The sequence below is a fragment of the Thermus brevis genome (assembly GCF_026427635.1).
In the GTDB taxonomy this organism is placed as follows: Bacteria; Deinococcota; Deinococci; order Deinococcales; family Thermaceae; genus Thermus; species Thermus antranikianii.
In genome coordinates, this window is record NZ_CP102606.1 from 1,225,822 (window position 1) to 1,245,256 (window position 19,435).

Below are 19,435 nucleotides of genomic sequence, written 5' to 3' on the forward strand. Positions count from 1 at the left end.
TAGGGGTGGAAAGGATCCTGCCCTTTCGCTTTGATGAGAAGGAAAGGGTCTTCTGGCTTCTGGACCAGAGGAAGCTTCCCCTCGAGGAGATTTGGGTTCCCGTGCGCACCGCCAAGGAGATGGCGGAAGCCATCCGGGCCATGGTGGTGCGGGGGGCCCCGGCCATCGGGGTTTCCGCCGCCTATGGCATGGTGCTGGCCCACCTGAGGGGGGAGGACCTGGAGGGGGCAGACCGCCTTCTAAGGCAGAGCCGGCCCACGGCGGTGAACCTCTTCTACGCCCTGGATCGCATGCGCCCGCACTGGGGGAACCTGGCGGGAAGCCTTAAGGAGGCCCAGGCCATCTGGCGGGAGGTGGAGGAAACGGAAAGGGCCATAAGCCTGCATGGGGCCAAGGTGCTAAGGGGCCAGGTCCTCACCCACTGCAACACCGGCCCCCTGGCCACGGGGGGGTACGGCACCGCCCTGGGGGCCATCGTGGAGGCTCACCGCCAGGGGCGGGTTTCCCATGTCTGGGTGGATGAAACCCGGCCCTACCTACAAGGGGCCAGGCTCACCGCCTATGAGCTAAAGAAGGCTGGAGTTCCCGCCACCTTGATCGCGGACAACATGGCGGGCTTCCTCATGGCCCAGGGCCGGGTGGATGCGGTCATCGTGGGAGTGGACCGCATGGCCCTGAACGGGGACTTTGCCAACAAGATCGGCACCTATACCCTGGCGGTTCTCGCCCACCACCACGGGATTCCCTTCTATGCCGCCCTGCCCCTTTCCTCCGTGGACCCAAGCCTGGAAAGTGGGCAGGGGATCCCCATAGAGGAACGCTCCCCCGAGGAGGTCTTGGAGCTAAGGGGGGTGCGCCTTGCCCCCTTGGGGGTAGCTGCCTACCATCCTGCCTTTGACATTACCCCCCACCGCTACCTTACAGGCATCATCACGGAGAAGGGGATCCTCTATCCACCCTTTGACGAAGCCTTACGGGATGCTTTGGGGATTTCTTGAGGGCCTATTGGGCCATGCCTGCCCGGGGTGTGGTGGGAAGTTGGATGCACCCCTTCTTTGCTCCACCTGCCGTCAGGGTCTGCGGGCCTTTGCTGCGGGGGAGATGGTTTACCTGGGCCTTTACGGGCGGGTGGGAGGGATGGTACGGGCCTTGAAGTACGGCAGACGGTTCGGCCTTGCCCCTCTCCTGGCCGAACCCTTGGCGGAGGCGGTCTTGGCCCGGGGCTGGAGGCTTTCCGGGGTTACCGCCGTCCCCACCCTGCTTCCCCGGTTGGTTGTTAGGGGCTACAATCCCCCTGAGCTCCTGGGACGGATCCTGGCGGCCCACCTTGGGCTTCCCTACCTCAGGGTTTTGCGGCGGGTGCGCTACACCCCAAGCCAACCCACCCGGGGCCGGGCCCGTCGGTACCTGCCCGAGGACCTTTTTGTTCCCGTGCTTCGGGTAGGGGGAAGCTGGCTTCTCGTGGACGATGTGCTCACCAGCGGGGCCACCTTCTTAAGGGCCAAGGAAGCCCTCCTTAAGGCAGGGGCAAACCGGGTCTACGGGGCCTTTTTAGCGGTGCGGGACCCTGGGGCCCTGGGTCCTCACCGCTAAAGCCCACACTTTTTCCCGCGGGGACCCTAGACTGGGAGGATAGAGGGGGTGGGTTCCTGTGAAAAAGCTCCGCCGCTTGGAAGACCTTCTCCCCCACCTCCGGGAAGGCCGCTACCGCCTGGGGCCCCATGTGGCCAAGCACATGCTTCAGGAGGGCTTCACCGAGCTGGACGTGCTAAGGGCCTTAGAATGGGGCAGGGAACTGGCCATCTACCCTGAGGACCAGCGGATGCTGGTCCTGGGCTACATGGTCTTTCCTCCCCGGTTGAAGCTTCCCCTGCACGTGGTGCTGGAGTACGCCACCCCGCGGCACGTGGACATCGTGACCGCCTTCATCCCCAAGGAGCCCTACCGGGTGTACTCCCGGGCCCGGCTGGCGGCCATCCTGCGCTTCGATGGGGCTTTGGAGGAGGTGCGCTGGAACCGGCCGAAGGAGGCCTACCCCGCATGGGACTAGGCGCACTCCGGGCAACGGCCGTAGACCATGACCTCGTGCCCCTCGGCCAGGAAGCCCGGGGGCAGGTGGCCTTCCAGGGCCAGATCGCAACCCAAAAGCTCATACACCCTTCCGCAAAGGCGGCAGAGAAAGTGGTGGTGGTGCTCCCTTCCCGCGGGTTCGTAGCGGGAGGGTTCACCGGGAAGGGCCACCGGGGTGAGGAATCCCTCCTCCACCAGACCCTTCAGGGTGCGGTATACGGTGGCGAGGCCCAAGGAGGGCACCTTCTTCCTGGCCAGCTCCAGGACCTCCTGGGGGGAAAGGGGACGGCCGGCTTCCAGAAAGGCTTCCCGGATGGCCCGCCGTTGCCGGGTGGAGCGCTCCATGGCCTTAGGATAGCAAGTTGAGAAGAAGTTTTCATCGACACCCAGAGGGGTTATACAGGGTTACAGGGATCCGGCTGAAGGGTTTAAGAAGTTTGTAAGGGGGTTCTTACTACCCTGGTCTCAGGAAGGAGGTGGGACCGGGGAGTGAGGTGTTCTAGAGGCAGGGTGTTGGGATGACCAAAGGGTAGGCAGAAGGTACTAGGGGTGTGGTGACCAAACGCCATTGGCTTAGCGAAAGGTGAAGGAGGGTGGTCATGAAGGGTAAGGTCTTGTTGGTGATGGTGTTGACCTTGGTTTTGGGCATGGGGCAGGCCCAACGGTTTTACGTGGAAACAGGCGTTACCGACTTAGTGCTTCCTGCTGGAGGAACTGGGGCGAATCTCGGCTTCTTCTTTGCTAACCAGACGGCTTTCGGCATGAATGTCCAATTCTCCGGTGGGGTCCGGGATTTGGCAGGACCGTTTGGAGTGGGTGGGAATCTTGGAATAATCGTGATGGGTGGGGGTGCAGCGTTCAATCTGGGTCTGGATGGTCTCTTCCACTTTGGCAAGGCGGGAGTTGCACCCTTGGCGGGCTTTGGTTTCCGGGTCTTCTTTGGTGGCGGACAAACCTTGTTTGGTCTTGGGGCTTCTGGAGGAGTGGAATACTTCCTGAACAAGAATGCCTCTGCGGTGATCGTGGCCAAACCAACCCTTCTGTTTGCCGGCCAGGCTGTTTTTGGTGTGAACCTTGGGGTAGGCTTGCGGGTCTACCCGTAGGTGGATGAGGGGATTGGGGGGTAGAAGCTTCTACCCCCCAATCCAGGGAGGCAAGGATGAAAAAAGTAGCGTTTTTCTTCCTCCTGGCTCTCTCATTGTGGGCTTGCCAGAACCAAGGAGGTGGGGGAGGGGAGATTTCCGGGACTGTTTCTCTGGGTAGGAGTATAACATCTAGCCTTCAGGAGGGATTCGGTTTTGCAGGGACTTCGCTTACAAGTGGGCAACCCACGCAGCCAAGGAGGGAGGCACGTTGGGTACCTGGGGAGGTGTTGGTAAAGGCACTCCCTGGGAAGGCCTTGCCAAGCCGCATGGAGGTGGGTGGCAAGGTGTTAGGGTTTGTTCGGCCCTTGGCCTTGCCCGGGTGGGGTCTCTACCGAGTTGAGGGTATCGCTCCTCTTGGATTGGAGGCGCTGGACCTCGAGGCCCTCAGCCAGACCTTGGAGGGCGTCCCTGAGGTCGAGAAGGCGCACCCGAACTATGTTTTGGACGTGCTAAAGACGCCCAATGACCCGTTTTACCCTTACCAATGGCACTACCCCGCCATCAACCTGCCTCAGGCCTGGGATATAGAGGACGGACGTAGCCGCCAGGTGGTGGTGGCGGTTATCGACTCCGGCATTAAGAAGCAGCATCCGGATCTCGCTCCGGTATTGCTTTCGGGCTACGACTTCGTTTCCGATCCGCAAAGGTCCGGCGATGGGGACGGACGCGATCCGGATCCCGAGGAACCTTTGGGTACCGGGTCGAGCTACCATGGCTCCCATGTTTCGGGCACCATTGCTGCCAGCACCAACGATGGGGTTGGGGTGGCAGGAGTGAGCTGGGGGGCCAAGATCCTGCCCGTGCGGGCCCTGGGTGCTGGGGGCGGCTCCTTGGCTGACATCTACGAGGGGTTGCTCTGGGCTGTAGGTCTGGATGTGCCGGGTGTACCTCGCAACCCGAATCCCGCCCAAGTGGTGAATATGTCCCTGGGAGGTCCGGTCCCGTGCCCGGACTTGGTGCAGGAGGTCATTGACCGAGCCAATCAGCAACCGCAGAAGCCCATCATCGTGGTGGCCGCGGGAAACGACCAGCAGGATGCTAGAAATTTTTCTCCCGCTAGCTGCGCTGGGGTGATCACGGTGGGGGCCACGGAGTACCGTGGGTATAGGGCTTACTACTCCAACTACGGTCCCCGGATAGACGTCATGGCTCCCGGTGGGGATACCACTGTTGACCAGAATGGCGATCAACTTCCGGATGGCGTCTTGAGTACGGTTTGGGACGAGTATTCCGACCAGCCCTCCTTGGACTTCATGCAGGGCACTTCCATGGCTTCCCCCCATGTGGCGGGACTCGTGGCCTTGATGAAGGCCAGGAATCCCAACCTGGGGCTTGGTGAGGTGCTTTCCATCTTAAAGCAAACGGCTAGGCCTTTGAATGATCAGGCCTGCACGGGATGGCCTCATGACCGGGTGGAGGTAAACCTTAGCGGAAGCGATTGCGGGGCGGGTCTGGTGGATGCCTATAGGGCGTTGCAGATGGTGGCAGGCGGTGGAGGTGGGCCAGGACCTGGCCCTGACTTCCAGATCCAGCTTTCCCCCGCCTCCTTGACCCTGGCTCCCGGCCAAAGCGGGCAGGTGACGGTAAACATCCTTGGGTCCGGTGGGTTTAACGGCTCGGTGAACCTTAGCCTCGAGGGAAATCCTCCGGGGGTTAGCGGTGCCTTTGTACCCAATCCCACCTCTTCCTCCAGCACCCTAACCCTCACGGTGGCGGGCACGGTTTCCCCGGGTACGTACTCGCTAAGGGTCCGGGGAGTGAGCGGAAGCTTGATGAAGGAGGCCACCCTGGGTCTGACGGTTTCCACTGCCCCGCCGCCTTCCAGGCCCACGGTGCGCGGCGCCTATGTGTTTGCCCTGTACCTCACCCCGGACGAGGAGGATATAGATCCTGACCGCAGTAAGTACGTGCGCATAGATCGGGATGGGAACAGCGCCCCTTACTCCATACCCAACTTGGAGGGTGGAAAGTACGTGGTGGTGGGGTGGAAGGATGCCAATGGCAACCAGGACGTGGACGAAGGCGATTACCTGGGGGTGTACATGGATAACCGGGGAGATTACCGGGTGATCCCTCCGAAAGGGGGGGTGGATTTCGCCCTGGAGCTTATGGTTTCCAGCTTTGGGACCTCTTCGGACCGGGCCAGGGTTAGGGATTGGGTCCAGAAGGTGTGGCGTCGGCCTTAGGAGCTTTAAGCGGTGGGCCCCGCCTCAGCCGGGCGGGGCTTTCTTGTTAGAGTAGGCCCATGCGCTTTTGGTTTCTCCTTTTTCTTGCCCTGTTGCCCCCTGCCTCGGCTAAAGGGGATGGAGGGTACCTGGTGGGAAGGATCCTGGCCCTCGAGGCCCAACGGGGCGTGGCCCTGGTGGAGGTGGAGGGCGGGAGGCTGGAAGCCCTTCTGCCCGTGGACGGGGGCGGGTACCGGGTGGGCCAGCGGGTGGTCCTCTACCAGGAGGGCGGTAAAACCTACGTGACCGAGCCCGACCGCATCCCCTGGCTTTTTGGCCTTTTGGGCCTTTTCGCCTTCCTGGCTGCTCTCCTGGGCCGGGGGAAGGGGGTTAGGGGGCTTCTAGGCACCTTCCTGAGCCTTTTGGTGGTGGTCTACCTCGTGGTTCCCAAGGTGGCGGCGGGTGGGAATCCCCTTCTCTACGCCTTTTTGGGAAGCGTGGGGGTGCTTCTTCTCACCGTCTACCTGGTCCACGGGGTGAACCGCAAGACCACCGCCGCCCTTTTGGGCACCCTGGCCTCGGTGGTCTTCGTGTTGTTCCTGGCCCTCTTCTTCACCCGAAGCATGGGGTTTACGGGCTTGGCCTCGGAGGAAGCCCTGCTCCTCAGGCAGTGGGGAGGCGTGGACCTCCTCTCCCTCTTCCTGGCGGGGGTGGTGGTGGGCACCCTGGGGGCCTTGACCGACGTGAGCGTGACCCAGGCGGCGGTGGTCCAGGCTCTGGCCCACGCCAACCCCCGCTTTGGCCTTGGAGAGCTCTACCGAAGGGGGATGGAGGTGGGGTACGACCACATCGGCAGCCTGGTGAACACCCTGGTCTTGGCCTACGCCGCAGGCTCCTTGCCCCTTTTTCTTCTCCTCACCCGGGATCCCACCCCCTTGCGCTTCCTCCTGAACACCGAGCCCTTCGCCGCAGAGATCGCCTCCATGGTGCTGGGTTCCTTGGGGCTTCTTCTGGCGGTGCCCCTCACCACCCTGATGGCGGCCTGGTTCTTCCAGGGGGGAAGGGGTGGGCCTCCTGAGGACCATAGCCATGCCCATTAGGGTGGGAAGCCAATGGCTGGCATAATGGGAGCCGTGCGCCTATTGCACACCGCGGACTGGCATCTGGGCAAGGTATTAAAGGGCGTGGACCGCACCCCCGAGATCGGGGAGGTGTTGAAAACCCTTCTGGAGATGGTGGCCAAGGAGGGGGTGGACCTGGTGGTGGTTTCCGGGGATCTCTTTGACCGCCCCCAGGTTTCCGCCGAGGCCGAGGCCATGGCGGTGGAGTTTTTCCTGCGCCTTAGGGAGCTTGGGGTTCCCGCCTTGGTCATCGCCGGCAACCACGATCCCAAGGAGCGCCTCGAGGCCCTTGCCCCCCTCTTCGCCCTGGCGGGGGCAGCGGTGCGGGGAAGGCCCCTTTTCCGGGAGGAAGGAGGGGTGGTGGAGGTGGGAGGGCTCAGGGCGGCCCTTCTCCCCTTTGTATCCGAGCGCATCCTGGTGAAAAAGGTCCTGCAGGAGGCCGAGGAGCGCCACCGCACCTATGCGGAGGCCATGCGGCGGATCCTCGCCAACCTGGAAAGCCCCCTTATGCTGGGGCACTTTGCCCTGGAGGGGGTTCGCCCGGGGGCGGGGGAGTTCGTCTTCCACCTCACGGGAAGCTACGCTGTTCCCCCTTCCACCCTGCCCCTGGGAGCCCGCTACGTGGCTTTGGGCCACATCCACCGCCAGCAACAGGTTTCCGAGGCCCCCCTGGCCTGGTATGCGGGAAGCCTTATCCAGCTGGACTTCGGCGAAGGGGAGGAGGCGGAGCGGGGGGCTTTGCTGGTGGAGGTGCCCGACAGGGGGCCCGTCCGGGTCCACCCCATAAGGGAGCGCTGGGGGAAGCCCCTTAAAACCCTCCGCCTGAAGCCCGAGGAGCTGGACGGCAGGCTTCCCGAGCTGGAGCACTTTCCCGGGTACCTCAGGGTGGTGGTGGAGGGCCGGCTTTCCCCGACGGTGAAGGAGAGGCTTTTTCAAGGGCTTCCCCATCTCCTGGCGGTGGAGACCGCGGGGGGGTCTGAGGATGGGGGGAATGGGACCTTGGCCCCGGAGCTGGGTTTGGTGGAGGCCTACGACCGCTATCTGAAGGAACGGGGGCGGGAGGAGGGAGGGCTTCTGGAGCGGTTTAACCAGGTGCTCAAGGAGGTGGAGCTTGAGGCCCTTGCGCCTGGAGCTTGAGGGGTTTGGCCCCTACCGGGAGCGGCAGGGGGTGGACTTCTCCGATGTGGAGCTTTTCGCCATCACCGGGCCCACGGGGAGCGGGAAGAGCACCCTCCTGGACGCCATGGCCTTTGCCCTCTATGGGGTGGTGCCCCGGGTGGGGCGGAACGTGGGGAGCCTGGTCCACCCGGGTGCCAGCGAGGCCCGGGTCCGCCTCACCTTCCAGGTGGGGGGAAGGGTCTACAGGGTGGAGCGGGTGCGGGGAAAGCGGAGCGAGGGGCGGCTCTTCGAGCTGGGTCCGGTGGGGGAGCGGCTTCTACCCTTGGAGACCCTGGACGCCTTGAACCGGGCCTTGGAGGAGCTTTTGGGCCTCACCTACGAGGCCTTTACCCGGGCCCTCCTCCTTCCCCAGGGGGAGTTTGACCGCTTCCTTAAGGGGGAGGCCAAGGAGAGGCGCAGGATTCTCCTGGATCTCTTTGAGCTTACCCGGCTGGAGAGGGCCAGGGAAAAGGCGGCTTCCCGCAAGGCTGCCCTGACGGAGGAGAAGGGCCGGCTGGAGGGGGAACTTGCGGGGCTTCTTGGGGTGAGCCTCGAGGCCAAGGAGGACTTGGAAAGGGCCCTGGGGGACCTAACCCGGGAGATCGCCCGCCTTCAGAGCGAGAAAAGGCGCCTGGAGGGGGAGGTTTTGGAGCTCAAAGGCCTTCAGGCGCTTCTCCTTCGCAAAGGGGAGCTGGAAGGCCGCCTGGGCCGCCTCAAGGCCGAGGCTTCCCGCATGGCGGAGGTGGAGGAAAGGCTCAAGAAGGCATTGGAGGCGGAGGCGGCCCTGCCTTTGTGGCAGGACTTGAGAAGGAAGGAGGAAGCCCTGGCGGCCACAGCGCAGGAGCTCCAAAGGGTGCGCGCCCGGCTTTTCCAGCTGGAAGGGGACCGCCGGACCCTGGCCTTTGACCCCGAGGCCCTAAAGGAGGCGCAAAGGGCTCTTCTGCAGGCGGAGGGGCTAAGGGCCCTCGAGGCCCTTTGGCGGCGGGTGGGGGTGAGGGAGCACCCCGCTCCCAGGCTGGGCCTGGCTCCCGAGGCCTACGCGGAGGCCCTGGAATCCCTCCTCCAGGAGGAAGCCCTTTTGGCGGAAAGGGAACGGGAGCTATCCCGCCTGGTGGAGGAGCAAGGGCGGCTAAGGGAGAAGGAAGAAGCCCTGAACCGGGCCAAGGAGGCCCTGAAGGCCTTGGTGGAGGAGGGAGGGCAGGCCCGGGCCCAGTTGGAGGCCCTGGAGAAGGCTCTTAAGGGTGCGGAAGCCCACCGGCTTCGGCAGGAGCTGGAGGAGCTAAGGAGGAGGCGGGAGTTTTTGGAGGAGGAAAAAAAGCGCCTGGAGGCGGAGCTTGCCCAGCTGGCCAAGGAGGAAAGGCGCCTGGGGCTTCTCGCCTACCGCGATCTTTTGCAGCCGGGGGAGCCCTGCCCCCTGTGCGGCGGCGTGGTTCACCACCTGCCCCCTCTAGTGGAGGGGCCCGGGGCTTCTGACCTCAGGAAAAGGCGGGAGGTGGGGGAGAAGGCCTTACGGGAGCTCCTGACCCGGCTTGGGGCCGTGGCGGAGGAGGAAAGGGCCAAGCGGGAGGCCCTGGAAACCCTGGGCGTGGAGCCCATCCCCGGGGATCCCAAGGAACTGGAAGGGAAGCTGCAGGAAGCGCAGGTGAGGCTTCAGGAGCTTAGGGAAAGGTACCGGGAAAAACAGGGGGAGGCCCGGGCCCTCGAGGAGGAGGTGAAGCGGCTATCCCAGGAGAAGGAGCGTTTGCGCCAGGGGTTTTCCCGCCTGGAGGGGGAGGCGGAAATGGCCTGGGGAAAGACCCGGGAAGCCCTGGCCTCTCTGCGCCAGGAGAAGGAGGCCTTGGCGGCCGGGCTTTACCGCCTGCTTTGGGAGAGGACGGGGGGCAGGTCGGTGCCGGAGTACATCGGGACCCTTTCCCGGAGGGTGGAGGAGCTGGAGAAAAAGGAAAAACTGGACCGCGATCTCGCCCGGGCCTGGGAGGAAGCCTCCCGGACACTGGCGGGGCTTTTGGCCCAGGAGGAGGAGCAGCGAAAGGCCCTCGAGGAGGCCAAGGGCCGGGTGGTGGGCCTGATGCCCGAGGAGGAGGCCAGGGCCCTTTACCTTCCCCCCAAGGAGCGGGAGGCCCTGGCGGAGAGGATCCGGGCCCACCGGGAGGAGCTTGCCCAGGTGGAAGCCCTCCTGGAGGAGGTGGAGCGGGAGGCCAGGGCTCGCTTCCCCGGTTCCCTTCCCCCTTTGGCGGAGGTGGAGGCCCGCTTGCGGCGGGAAGAGGAAAGGCTTTCTGAGATGCAGGGAAGCCTCGAGGCCAGGATGGGAGAAAAGGCCGTTTTGGAGGAGCGGCTTAAGGAGATGGGGGAAAGGCTACAGCGCCGCCAGGAGCTTTTGGCCCGCCTGGCGGAGGTGGTGCGGGAGATGGACCTCTGGGAGAAGCTGGCGTTTGACCTCCAGCAGAATAACTTTCCCGCCTACCTCCTGGGCCTTAGGCAGAGGAACCTGGTGGAGCGGGCGGATGAACTCATGGCCACCCTTTCTGCCGGGCGTTACCGCCTGCGCTCCAAGGAGGACGAGTACCAGGTCCTGGACCTCTGGACCGAGGCGGTGCGCCCGGTTAAGACCCTTTCCGGGGGGGAAAGCTTCCTGGCAAGCCTCTCCTTAGCCCTGGCCCTCTCCGAGGAGCTTTCCCGGGGGCGGCTTGGGGCTTTGTTTTTGGACGAGGGCTTCGGTACCCTGGACCCGGAAACCCTGGAGGTGGTGGCGGGGGTGTTGGAGGCGCTTCCCACCCGGGGGCGGCTGGTGGGCATCGTCACCCACGTGGAGGCCCTGGCGGAAAGGCTTCCCGCCAAGCTCGTGGTGCGCAAACATCCCTCCGGGAGCCGGGTGGAGTGGGCTTAGGGCTTATGAATGGAATTGGGTAAATAAGCGGAAAGGGTCTTTTGTCCCTAGTCAAGAAGATACCCAAGGGGGTATTGTGCGAAGTGCCCGGATCCCTTAAAGCCCCGTCCAACCGGGCGTGGAGGTGGGCCATGAAAAAGGCCAGGGACATCATGTCCACCGAGGTGGTGAAGATCCAAGGTTCGGCCACGGTGAAGGAGGCCATCAACCTCATGAAGGAAACTGGCCTCCGGGCCCTCATCGTGGACCGTAGGAGCGAGGAGGATGCCTACGGCATCCTCACGGAAACCGACATCGTGTACAAGGTGATCGCCTACGGAAAGGACCCCGTCACGGTGCAGGTGCACGAGATCATGACCAAGCCGGTGATCACGGTAAACCCCGACCTGGGTGTGGAGTACGTGGCCCGGCTCTTCGCCAACACCGGCATCCGCCGGGCTCCCGTGATCCAGGGCGAGGTGATCGGCATCGTTTCCGTGACGGATATCCTGCGCAAGGCGGTGTTCTAGAGTAGGTTTGGCCCTTGGGGCAGCCGGGAAGGCTGCCCTTTCTTGACTTGGTTCAAGACTCCTTATACACTGCGGGCGGAGGTGAACAATGCGGCGGTTCCTCGCCCTGCTTTTGCTCCTGGGTTTGGCCTTGGCCCAGGGCCTCGAGGCCGTTTGGAAGGCAGTGGAGGTTCCGGGTGGCGTATGCTCCGATGGTTCCCCCTACCGGTTCTACGTGAGCCCGGGGGATCCCAGAAGGGTGGTCATCGACTTCCAGGGGGGTGGGGCCTGCTGGAACGCCGCCACCTGCGGCCCGCAAAGCCAGACCTACCGCAAGCGGGTGGATGTGCAGGAGCTTCTTCTGGCCCAGGGCATCTACAACCGCCTGAGCGTGGCCAACCCCTTCTACGGCTGGACCCATGTCTTCGTGCCCTACTGCACGGGGGATCTCCACGTGGGCCGGGCCACGGTGGACTACGGGGGCTTCAAGGTCCACCACCAGGGGGCCAGGAACGCCCTGGCGGCCTTGGGGTACGTCTTCCGCAACCACCCGGACCCGGAAAGGGTCTTCGTGACTGGCTGCTCCGCCGGGGCCTACGGGGCGGTGTTCTGGGCGGATAAGGTGCTTTCCACCTACAAAAACGCCCGGGTGGCCGTCTGCGGGGACGCTGGGGTGGGGGTGCGTACCCCGGACTTCCCCGGGTTTGGCGTGTGGAACCCGCGCCTGCCGGAGCTTCCCGGCTTGCCCCCGAATCCCCAGGTGGCCGAGATCTACCTGGCCCTGGCCAAGGCCTTCCCCAAGGCCCAAATCGCCCAGTACACCACCCTCCTGGACGGCACCCAGATCTTCTTCTACGGGCTCATGAAGGGGGAGCGGACTCCCTCCGAGGCCACGGCCCGGGAGTGGGCGGAAGGCGCCATGAGGGCAGTCCTGGCCCCGGCCCAGGCGGAAAACTACACCTTCTACCTGGCCCCGGGTGGCCAGCACTGCATCCTGCCCCGGCCGGAGCTCTACACCTTGAAGGTGGGGGAGGTTTCCTTCCTGGAGTGGCTTAGGGCCCTGGCGGAGGGGAAGGCGGCGCCTAGGGTGCGCCCCTGAGGCCGAAGGCGGCGAACCATGCCTTAAGCTCCGGGTCCTGCTCCAGCAGGATCGCGTGCCCCTTTTTCCGGTCCAGGGGGGCGGCCTCGAGGAAGGCCAGGAGAAGGCCGTCCCCCTTCCTTTCCAGGATTTCCCGGGACTTCAGCGTGAACTGGGCCTGGAACCAGAGGGCGCTTTTCAAGTCCCCCCGCCTCCTCTCGTAGGCGGAAAGGCTTCGCCTCTCCGGTTCCAGGCGGCTCAGGTAGCGGCTAAAGGCCAGGAGGGACTCCGCCAGGTCCGGCCTGGCCTTAGCCAGGCCCAGGAGGAAAAGGTAGTTGGCGAAGAACTCGTCCAGCCACCTTGCCCCTGTCCTCAGGCGCCAGGCCACCTGCAGGGCGTGGGCGTACTCGTGGCCCAGGTTCAGGTCCAAGAAGGAGGGGATTTCCATGGGAGGAGGCCCTAGGGGAAGCAGGACCTCCCGGAAACGGTGGAGGAGCCTTTCGGGGTAGGTGAGGGGAGCAAAGAGGGAAAGCCTTCCCCCCTCGCTTCGCTGGAAGGCCAGGCCGTAGGGGTAGGGCACCAGGGCCCGCCAGTCCCCTTCGGAGAGCACGTAAAGGGTCACGGGGGGTACCGGGGCGTAGGCAGTGTAGGCCTCCCGCAGCTCGAGAAGGTAGCTTCGGAGGCCTTCAGCCCGCAGAACCCCTCCTTCGGAGGCGAAGGCGGGGATATGGGGATGGGGCAGGGCCCTCATCCCGGTGCTTCCCACCTCCCCTGGGCCGTCCCCAAAAGTCCGTTCCCTTCCTCAGGCATCCCTTTAAATGACCTCCCGGAAGCCGATGCGCTCCGCCTGGGCCCGGAGCTCCTCCTTAAGGGCCTGGTGCTGGGGCAGGGAAAGGTCGGGGTCCATCTCCAGGATGCGCTTGGCCAGGGCCCGGGCTTGCTCGATGACCTCGGTGTCCTGGGAGAGGTCCCCGAGCTTCAGCTCCGGGTAACCGGACTGCCGGGTGCCCCTGAGTTCCCCGGGGCCCCTTAGCTTCAGGTCCATCTCGGCGATGTAGAAGCCGTCCCCCGATTCCTCCAGGACCTTAAGGCGCTTTAAGGTTTTCTGGCTGGCTTCCCCAGCGATGAGGATGGCGTAGCCTTCAAGCCCTCCTCGCCCCACCCGGCCCCTAAGCTGGTGGAGCTGGGCCAGGCCGAAGCGCTCGGCGTTTTCCACGATGATGAGGCTGGCCCTGGGGATATCCACCCCCACCTCCACCACGGTGGTGGATACCAGGAGGTCGAACTCCCCCTTTCGGAAGGCCTCCATGACGCTATCCTTCTCCCGTGCGGGCATCCTGCCGTGGAGAAGGGCCATGCGCACCTCGGGGAGAAGGCCCTTTAGCTCCTCGTAGAGGGCGGTGGCCGCCTTCAGGTCCAGCTCCTCGGATTCCTCGATGGCCGGGGCCACCACGAAGACCTGGTGCCCCTTTCTCACCTCCTCCCGGGCGAAGGCGTAGGCCTGGAGGCGGAGGCGGTGGGGGAGGACCTTGGTCTTAACGAGCTTCCTCCCCGGGGGCATCTCGTCCAGGATGCTGACCTCGAGGTCCCCGTAAAGGGTCAGGGCCAGGGAGCGGGGGATAGGGGTGGCGGACATCACCAGCACATCGGGGGGGACCTTGGCCAGCTTCAGGAGGGCCCGCCGCTGCAACACGCCGAAGCGGTGCTCCTCGTCCACCACCGCCAGGCCCAGGTCCTTGAACCTTACCCCCTCCTGGATGAGGGCGTGGGTGCCCACCGCCACCTGGGCCTCCCCGGAAAGAAGCCTCTCGATAGCCCCCTCCCGCTCCTTGGGGGTCATGGAGCCCAGAAGGAGCTCCACCCGCACCCCTAGGGGGAAGAGGTAGCGGGTGAGGTTCTGGTAGTGCTGCTTGGCCAGGATCTCCGTGGGGGCCATAAGGGCTCCCTGGGCCCCGTTCAGGGCGGCGAGGTAGAGGGCGTAGGCGGCCACCACGGTTTTACCCGAGCCCACGTCCCCCTGGAGGAGGCGGGCCATCTGCCTGGGGCTTTGCATGTCCTGGGCGATTTCCGCCATAACCCTTTCCTGGGCCCGGGTCAGGGGGAAGGGAAGGGTTTTCTTGAAGGTTTCCGTCCAGGTTTCCTCCACCTTAAAGCTTCGGCCCAGGACCAGCCCCCCGGCGTCCAGGAGGGCTTTTAGCTCCAAGAGCACGTACTCGTCAAACTTAAGGCGGAGAAGGGCCTTCCTCAGAGCCTCCTCGTCCTCGGGGAAGTGGATCTGGCGAAGGGCCTCGGAGTAGGGAAGAAGGCGGTGCTCCTCCCGGTAAGGCCCCAGGGGGTCGGGGAGGGGGAGGGCCGTCTCCAGGGCCCGGTGGACGGTACGGCGCAAAAAGGCTTGTCCGATGCCCTCCTTAGCAGGGTAGATGGGCACGATCCGGCCCGTGGAGAGGGACTCGGTGCCCTCGTTCTCGAAGTGCTCCACGTAAAGCTGCACCCCGTTTCGCCTCTGTACCCTTCCCGTGACGATGAGGGTCTCCCCCTCCTGGATCTGGGAAAGGACCCAGGTCTGGTTGAACCAGACCAGGGTGATGCGGAAGCCCCAGGCGTCCTGGACCCGCACCTGCACCAGCTGCATTCCCTTCTTGGGGGTTTTCACCAGCTCCTTGCTCAGGACCTTCACGGAGAGGGTGGCCTTCTGCCCGTCCTCCAGGAAGCGCACCCCGGGGAGGGTCCTGCGGTCCTCGTAGCGGCGGGGATAGTAGTGGAGGAGGTCCCGCACCGTGTGGAGGGAAAGCTCCGTAAGCTTCCTCCGGCTTTGCGGGGGAGCCAGGAGGTGGGCGGGGTCCTGGGGGGTAAGGCGGCGGGATGGGGAAGGGATGGAGGCCGCCTGTGCCCTGGGGGGAGGGGCCGTCAGGCCGTCTTTAAGGAAGCGGATGGCCTCCATCAGGATCTCCTTTCGTTCCCCCGGGGTCTTTTCTCCATACCCTTGGAAGAGGCTCTGGAGCCTGGGGAAGGGTTTGGCCAGGTTCTGGATGAGGTTTTCCAGGCCCCCCACCACCACCTGGTCCCTGGCTCCATCCTTTAGCTCCCGCAGGATGGGCCTGAGGAGCCTTTCCCGAAGTTCCCCTTCCCTCACGCCCTCCATGATACCCTTAGGCCTGTGAGCCGCGTGGAGCGACTACCGAATGGGCTTGTTCTGGCCCTCGAGGAGCGGGACTACCCCGGGGTGGCCTTCCAGCTTCTGGTGCCCGCCGGGGCGGTGAACGAGCCCGAGGGGCTTTTGGGGGCCAGTACCCTCATAGAGGGCTGGCTGTGGAAGGGGGCTGGGGAGCTGGACGCCCGGGGCCTGGCCCAGGCCCTGGACGCCTTGGGGGTTAGGCGGCAAAGCGGGGCGGGGCTGGAGTACACCCTCTTTGCCGCCGCCTTTTTGCCGGAGGTGCTGGAGGAGGTTTTCCGGCTCTATGCCCTTCTTCTCCTGAAACCCCGGCTTCCCGAGGAGGGCTTTGAAGCGGTGAGAAGCGTGGCCCTGCAGGCCCTTCTTTCCCAGGAGGACCAGCCCGCCAGGAAGCTTTTTTCCGAGCTCCGGAAACGGGTCTTCCTCTCCCCCCACGGCCGGGACCCCTTGGGGGAGGAGGCCAGCTTGAAGCGGGCTACCCCTGAGGCGGTGCGGGAGGACTATCGACACCGCTACACCCCTAAGGGGGCCATCCTGGCGGTGGCGGGAGGGGTTTCCTGGGAGAGGCTTCTTGGAGCGGTGGAACCCCTTTTGGCCTGGGAGGGGGAGGAGGCCTCCTACCCAACCCCCCTTCTTTCGGAGCCCCATTCCTTTACCCTCAGGCGACCCACGGCCCAGGTGCAGATCGGCCTGGCCTACCCCGATGTGGGGCCGGAGGACCCCCGGTTCTACGCGGCCAGGCTGGCCTTGGAGGTGCTTTCGGGAGGCATGAGCAGCCGCCTTTTCACCGAGGTGCGGGAGAAAAGGGGCCTGGTCTATGCGGTGAGCGCCTTCCCCGCCGGGGTTAAGGGCCAGGGCCTCCTCATGGCCTACGGGGGCACCACCAAGGAGCGGGCCAGGGAAACCCTAAGGGTCATGCTGGCCGAGATGGAGCGCCTGGCGGAAGGCGTCACGGAGGAGGAGCTTTCCCGGGCCAGGGTGGGCTTGAAAACCGCCTTGGTGATGGCGGATGAATCCATCCGTAGCCGGGCGGGTTCCATGGCCCGGGACCTCTACATGCTGGGGCGGATCCGGCCCCTTTCCGAGATCGAGGGGGCCATAGAGGGGACGGGCCTCGAGGCGGTAAACGCCTTCTTGCGGGCGCACCCCTACCGCAACCCCTGGGTGGGGCTTTTGGGCGAGGTGGACGATGTTTCGTGAAGCGGAACTAAGGAATGGCCTGAGGGTCATCGCTGAGGTGGTTCCTGGGGCCCGCAGCGTGGCCTTGGGGTATTTCGTAAGGACCGGGGCCCGGGACGAGGCCCCCGGGGAGAGCGGGGTAAGCCATTTCCTGGAGCACATGGTCTTCAAGGGCCCCGAGGGGATGGACGCCCTTTCGGTGAACCTGGCCTTTGACCGCCTGGGGGCCCAGTACAACGCTTTCACCTCCGAGGAGGCCACGGTCTTCTACGGGGCCGTGTTGCCGGAGTTCGCCTTTCCCCTTCTGGAACTCTTTTCCAGGCTCATGCGCCCCGCTTTGCGCCAGGAGGACTTTGACACCGAGAAGAAGGTGATCCTGGAGGAGATCGCCCGCTACCAGGACCGCCCCGGTTTCATGGCCTACGACTGGGCCCGGGCCCGGTTTTTCGCCGGCCACCCCTTGGGGAATAGCGTGCTGGGGACGGTGGAAAGCATCACGGCCCTCACCCGGGACCAGATGGCCCAGTACCACGCAAGGCGCTACCTTCCGGGGAACATGGTCCTGGCCGCCACGGGAAAGGTGGACTTTGAGGCCCTGGTGGCTGAGGCGGAAAGGCTTACGGAGGATTGGCCTTTGGGGGAGGCGGGGAGGGCCTACCCGCCCTTGAGCCCTGCCCAGGGGGTGGAGGAGCACCCCTACGAGAAGGCCCGGGCCCTCTATTTGGTGGGCCTTTTCCCCGGGGTGGGCTACCAGGAGGAGGAACGCTTTGCCGCCCAGGTGCTGGCCCATCTTCTGGGGGAGGAGGGCTCGGGGCGGCTCCACTTCGCCCTGGTGGATACGGGCCTCGCCGAGGCGGCCTCCTTTGGCCACGAGGAGGCGGACCGGGCAGGCTTCTTCCACGCCTACGTGCAGGCGGACCCGACGAACAAGGAGGCGGTGCTGGCCGTTCTTCAAGAGGAGCTTGGCCGGGTCGCCCGCGAGGGCGTGCGGGAGGAGGAGGTGGAGAGGGCCAAGACGCCCCTGGCCACGGCGTTGGTGTTTGCGGGGGAAACCCCCATGGGGAGGCTGTTCCACCTGGGGATGGAATACCTTTACACGGGGCGCTACCTTTCCCTTTCCGCGGTCAAGGAGCGGGTGAGCAAAGTGGGGGCTAGGGAGGTGAACGCCCTTTTGGAGAGGGGTTTTTTGCACCAGGGCCTCTACTATCTGGTGGGTCCTTATGGAACCTAAGGCCCTGACAGCCGCCTTCCTCACCATCCTCTTCTGGGCCAGCGCCTTCGCGGGCATCCGTGCGGGGTTGCAGGGCCTGAGTCCAGGCCACCTGGTCCTCCTGCGCTTTTTGGTGGCCAGCGCCCTTCTCCTCCTCTATGCCCGGTTTCAGGGCCTCCGTCCCCCCAGGAGGGAGGACCTTCCCCGGCTTTTCCTCCTGGGGTTCTTGGGCATCACCGTGTACCATACCGCCTTGGTCTACGGGGAGCTTACGGTGAGCGCCGGGGCGGCGAGCCTCCTCATCGCCACAGGGCCGGTGTTTACCGCACTTCTCTCCTATTTCCTCCTGGGGGAACGGCTTAAGCCCCTGGGGCTTCTGGGATTTGCCCTGGCCTTCATGGGTTCCTTGTTCATCGCCTTTGGCGAGGGGGGTGGGGTGTCTTTGAGCCCGGGGGCTTTTTTGATCCTGCTTTCCGCCCTTTCCACCTCCTTGTACTTCGTCTGGCAGAAGCCTCTTTTTGCCCGTTACAGCAGCCGGGAGATGACGGTCTACACCATGGTGCTAGGTACGGTTCCCCTTCTCGTCTTCCTTCCCGGCCTGGGGGAGGCCCTTCTCGCCGCCCCTCGCCCGGCCCTTCTCAGCACCGTCTATTTGGGGATTTTCCCTGGTGCTTTGGCCTACCTCACCTGGACCTACGCCCTTTCCCGCACCCTGGCCTCCCGTTTGTCTAGCTTTTTGTACCTTTCCCCGGTCCTGGCCATCCTGATCGCCTACCTTTGGCTGGGTGAGGTGCCCTCCCCCTTATCCCTGGGGGGCGGGACCCTGGCCCTGGCGGGCGTCCTTTTGGTGAACCTTAAGGGCGTAAAATAGCCCCCGAGGTGCCGGTATGGAGGTGAAGAAAATCGGCGTGGTGGGCGCAGGGCAGATGGGAAGCGGGATCGCCCAGGTGGCGGCCCAGGCGGGTTTTGAGGTGGTGCTGGTGGACGTGGCCGAAAGCTTCCTGGAAAGGGGTCTGAAGGCCATCCAGCGTTCCCTAGGCAGGTTTGTGGAGAAGGGCCGGATTGCCCCGCAGGACCTCGAGGCCACCCTGGGGCGGATCCGCACCACCGTGGTCCTGGGGGACCTGGCGGAGGCGGACCTCATCGTAGAGACCATCGTGGAGGACGAGGGTGAAAAACGCCTCCTCTTTGAGCGCCTGGGAAGCCTGGTGAAGCCCGAGGCGATTCTGGCCAGCAACACCTCTTCCATTCCCATCACCGCCTTGGCCCGCTACTCGGGCAGGCCCGAGCGCTTCATCGGCATGCACTTCTTCAACCCCGTGCCCGTCATGCAGCTGGTGGAGGTAATCCGGGGGGAGCTTACCTCCGAGGAAACCCGGGATGTGGTGGTGGAGGTGGCGAGGCGGATGGGGAAAACCCCCCTCGAGGTCCAGGACTACCCCGGCTTCGTCTCCAACCGCCTCCTCATGCCCATGATCAACGAGGCTATCGAGGCCCTAAGGGAAGGGGTGGCTACCAAGGAGGCCATCGACGGGGTCATGCGCCTGGGAATGAACCATCCTATGGGTCCCCTGGAGCTGGCTGACCTTATCGGCCTGGACACCTGCTTGGCCATCATGGAGGTGCTGCACCGGGGCTTTGGCGACGACAAGTACCGGCCTTCCCCCCTTCTCCGCCGCATGGTGCAGGCGGGGCTTCTGGGCCGCAAGACGGGCCGAGGGTTTTACACCTACGACGAGAAGGGGAACAAGGTGGGCTAGGC

17 protein-coding genes are annotated in these 19,435 nt (G+C 64.7%); 14 read left to right on the top strand and 3 right to left on the bottom strand.

Going from position 1 to position 19,435, the window contains the following annotated elements:
• Positions 1–5: 5 nt before the first annotated feature.
• Genes mtnA through KQ693_RS06880 form a run of 3 tightly spaced genes read left to right on the top strand, consistent with a single transcriptional unit; the run spans position 6 to position 2,050 of the window.
• Positions 6–998: an S-methyl-5-thioribose-1-phosphate isomerase gene (gene mtnA, locus KQ693_RS06870; protein ID WP_267260706.1), complete on the top strand. Its 993-nt coding sequence runs from the start codon at positions 6–8 to the stop codon at positions 996–998.
• The gene (locus KQ693_RS06875) at positions 979–1,593 is read left to right on the top strand and encodes a ComF family protein (RefSeq protein WP_267260707.1); all 615 of its coding nucleotides are present in this window, start codon (positions 979–981) and stop codon (positions 1,591–1,593) included. The genes mtnA and KQ693_RS06875 overlap by 20 nt, the downstream gene beginning before the upstream one ends.
• Before the next feature lie 58 nt (positions 1,594–1,651).
• Complete coding sequence (locus tag KQ693_RS06880) at positions 1,652–2,050, top strand: DUF4258 domain-containing protein (RefSeq protein WP_219759892.1); 399 nt, start codon at positions 1,652–1,654, stop codon at positions 2,048–2,050.
• Here the strand turns inward: KQ693_RS06880 and KQ693_RS06885 are convergent.
• Positions 2,047–2,415: a zinc uptake transcriptional regulator gene (locus KQ693_RS06885; protein WP_219759893.1), complete on the bottom strand. Its 369-nt coding sequence runs from the start codon at positions 2,413–2,415 to the stop codon at positions 2,047–2,049. The genes KQ693_RS06880 and KQ693_RS06885 overlap by 4 nt on opposite strands.
• 254 nt (positions 2,416–2,669) lie before the next feature.
• On the opposite strand from KQ693_RS06885, the gene KQ693_RS06890 reads away from it, so the two are divergent.
• From KQ693_RS06890 to KQ693_RS06920, 7 genes are all read left to right on the top strand, one after another.
• Entirely contained in the window at positions 2,670–3,173 is a 504-nt protein-coding gene (locus KQ693_RS06890; protein WP_267260708.1) for a hypothetical protein, read from the top strand.
• Between the two features lie 401 nt (positions 3,174–3,574).
• Entirely contained in the window at positions 3,575–5,401 is a 1,827-nt protein-coding gene (locus tag KQ693_RS06895) for a S8 family peptidase (protein WP_267260709.1), read from the top strand.
• Between the two features lie 59 nt (positions 5,402–5,460).
• A complete protein-coding gene (locus tag KQ693_RS06900) occupies positions 5,461–6,480 on the top strand; it encodes a YibE/F family protein (RefSeq protein WP_267260710.1) in 1,020 nt (339 codons plus the stop codon).
• A 33-nt stretch (positions 6,481–6,513) separates the two neighbouring features.
• On the top strand, positions 6,514–7,638 hold the full coding sequence (locus KQ693_RS06905) for a metallophosphoesterase family protein (protein WP_267260711.1): 1,125 nt from the start codon (positions 6,514–6,516) through the stop codon (positions 7,636–7,638).
• Complete coding sequence (locus KQ693_RS06910; protein WP_267260712.1) at positions 7,613–10,546, top strand: AAA family ATPase; 2,934 nt, start codon at positions 7,613–7,615, stop codon at positions 10,544–10,546. The genes KQ693_RS06905 and KQ693_RS06910 overlap by 26 nt, the downstream gene beginning before the upstream one ends.
• A 131-nt stretch (positions 10,547–10,677) precedes the next feature.
• Positions 10,678–11,055, top strand: coding sequence for a CBS domain-containing protein (locus KQ693_RS06915; RefSeq protein ID WP_267260713.1), 378 nt, complete (start codon positions 10,678–10,680; stop codon positions 11,053–11,055).
• Positions 11,056–11,143: 88 nt separating this feature from the next.
• Positions 11,144–12,133 (top strand): pectin acetylesterase-family hydrolase, encoded by a 990-nt coding sequence (locus tag KQ693_RS06920; RefSeq protein WP_267260714.1) that lies wholly within the window; start codon positions 11,144–11,146, stop codon positions 12,131–12,133.
• Here KQ693_RS06920 and KQ693_RS06925 read toward each other — a convergent pair.
• Both KQ693_RS06925 and recG read right to left on the bottom strand, forming a co-directional pair.
• Complete coding sequence (locus tag KQ693_RS06925; protein WP_219759900.1) at positions 12,117–12,863, bottom strand: hypothetical protein; 747 nt, start codon at positions 12,861–12,863, stop codon at positions 12,117–12,119. The two genes, KQ693_RS06920 and KQ693_RS06925, sit on opposite strands and share 17 nt — an antisense overlap.
• A gap of 63 nt (positions 12,864–12,926) precedes the next feature.
• Complete coding sequence (gene recG, locus KQ693_RS06930) at positions 12,927–15,254, bottom strand: ATP-dependent DNA helicase RecG (RefSeq protein WP_267260715.1); 2,328 nt, start codon at positions 15,252–15,254, stop codon at positions 12,927–12,929.
• Between the two features lie 15 nt (positions 15,255–15,269).
• Between recG and KQ693_RS06935 the strand changes: the two genes are divergently transcribed.
• The 4 genes from KQ693_RS06935 to KQ693_RS06950 are packed head-to-tail and all read left to right on the top strand — an operon-like array spanning position 15,270 to position 19,433.
• The gene (locus tag KQ693_RS06935; protein WP_219759902.1) at positions 15,270–16,484 is read left to right on the top strand and encodes a M16 family metallopeptidase; all 1,215 of its coding nucleotides are present in this window, start codon (positions 15,270–15,272) and stop codon (positions 16,482–16,484) included.
• Positions 16,474–17,694: a M16 family metallopeptidase gene (locus KQ693_RS06940; RefSeq protein ID WP_267260716.1), complete on the top strand. Its 1,221-nt coding sequence runs from the start codon at positions 16,474–16,476 to the stop codon at positions 17,692–17,694. Before KQ693_RS06935 ends, KQ693_RS06940 begins: the two co-directional genes overlap by 11 nt.
• On the top strand, positions 17,684–18,544 hold the full coding sequence (locus KQ693_RS06945; protein ID WP_219759904.1) for a DMT family transporter: 861 nt from the start codon (positions 17,684–17,686) through the stop codon (positions 18,542–18,544). The genes KQ693_RS06940 and KQ693_RS06945 overlap by 11 nt, the downstream gene beginning before the upstream one ends.
• 16 nt (positions 18,545–18,560) lie before the next feature.
• The gene (locus tag KQ693_RS06950; RefSeq protein WP_267260717.1) at positions 18,561–19,433 is read left to right on the top strand and encodes a 3-hydroxybutyryl-CoA dehydrogenase; all 873 of its coding nucleotides are present in this window, start codon (positions 18,561–18,563) and stop codon (positions 19,431–19,433) included.
• The last annotated feature ends 2 nt before the right edge of the window (positions 19,434–19,435 follow it).

Excerpts from the sequence above, each read along its gene's own strand:
- KQ693_RS06875 (WP_267260707.1), top strand. The coding sequence starts at position 979 with ATGCTTTGGGGATTTCTTGAGGGCCTATTGGGCCATGCCTGCCCGGGG.
- KQ693_RS06885 (WP_219759893.1), bottom strand. The coding sequence starts at position 2,415 with ATGGAGCGCTCCACCCGGCAACGGCGGGCCATCCGGGAAGCCTTTCTG.
- KQ693_RS06890 (WP_267260708.1), top strand. The coding sequence starts at position 2,670 with ATGAAGGGTAAGGTCTTGTTGGTGATGGTGTTGACCTTGGTTTTGGGC.
- KQ693_RS06900 (WP_267260710.1), top strand. The coding sequence starts at position 5,461 with ATGCGCTTTTGGTTTCTCCTTTTTCTTGCCCTGTTGCCCCCTGCCTCG.
- KQ693_RS06915 (WP_267260713.1), top strand. The coding sequence starts at position 10,678 with ATGAAAAAGGCCAGGGACATCATGTCCACCGAGGTGGTGAAGATCCAA.
- KQ693_RS06920 (WP_267260714.1), top strand. The coding sequence starts at position 11,144 with ATGCGGCGGTTCCTCGCCCTGCTTTTGCTCCTGGGTTTGGCCTTGGCC.
- KQ693_RS06925 (WP_219759900.1), bottom strand. The coding sequence starts at position 12,863 with ATGAGGGCCCTGCCCCATCCCCATATCCCCGCCTTCGCCTCCGAAGGA.
- recG (WP_267260715.1), bottom strand. The coding sequence starts at position 15,254 with ATGGAGGGCGTGAGGGAAGGGGAACTTCGGGAAAGGCTCCTCAGGCCC.
- KQ693_RS06940 (WP_267260716.1), top strand. The coding sequence starts at position 16,474 with ATGTTTCGTGAAGCGGAACTAAGGAATGGCCTGAGGGTCATCGCTGAG.
- KQ693_RS06945 (WP_219759904.1), top strand. The coding sequence starts at position 17,684 with ATGGAACCTAAGGCCCTGACAGCCGCCTTCCTCACCATCCTCTTCTGG.
- KQ693_RS06950 (WP_267260717.1), top strand. The coding sequence starts at position 18,561 with ATGGAGGTGAAGAAAATCGGCGTGGTGGGCGCAGGGCAGATGGGAAGC.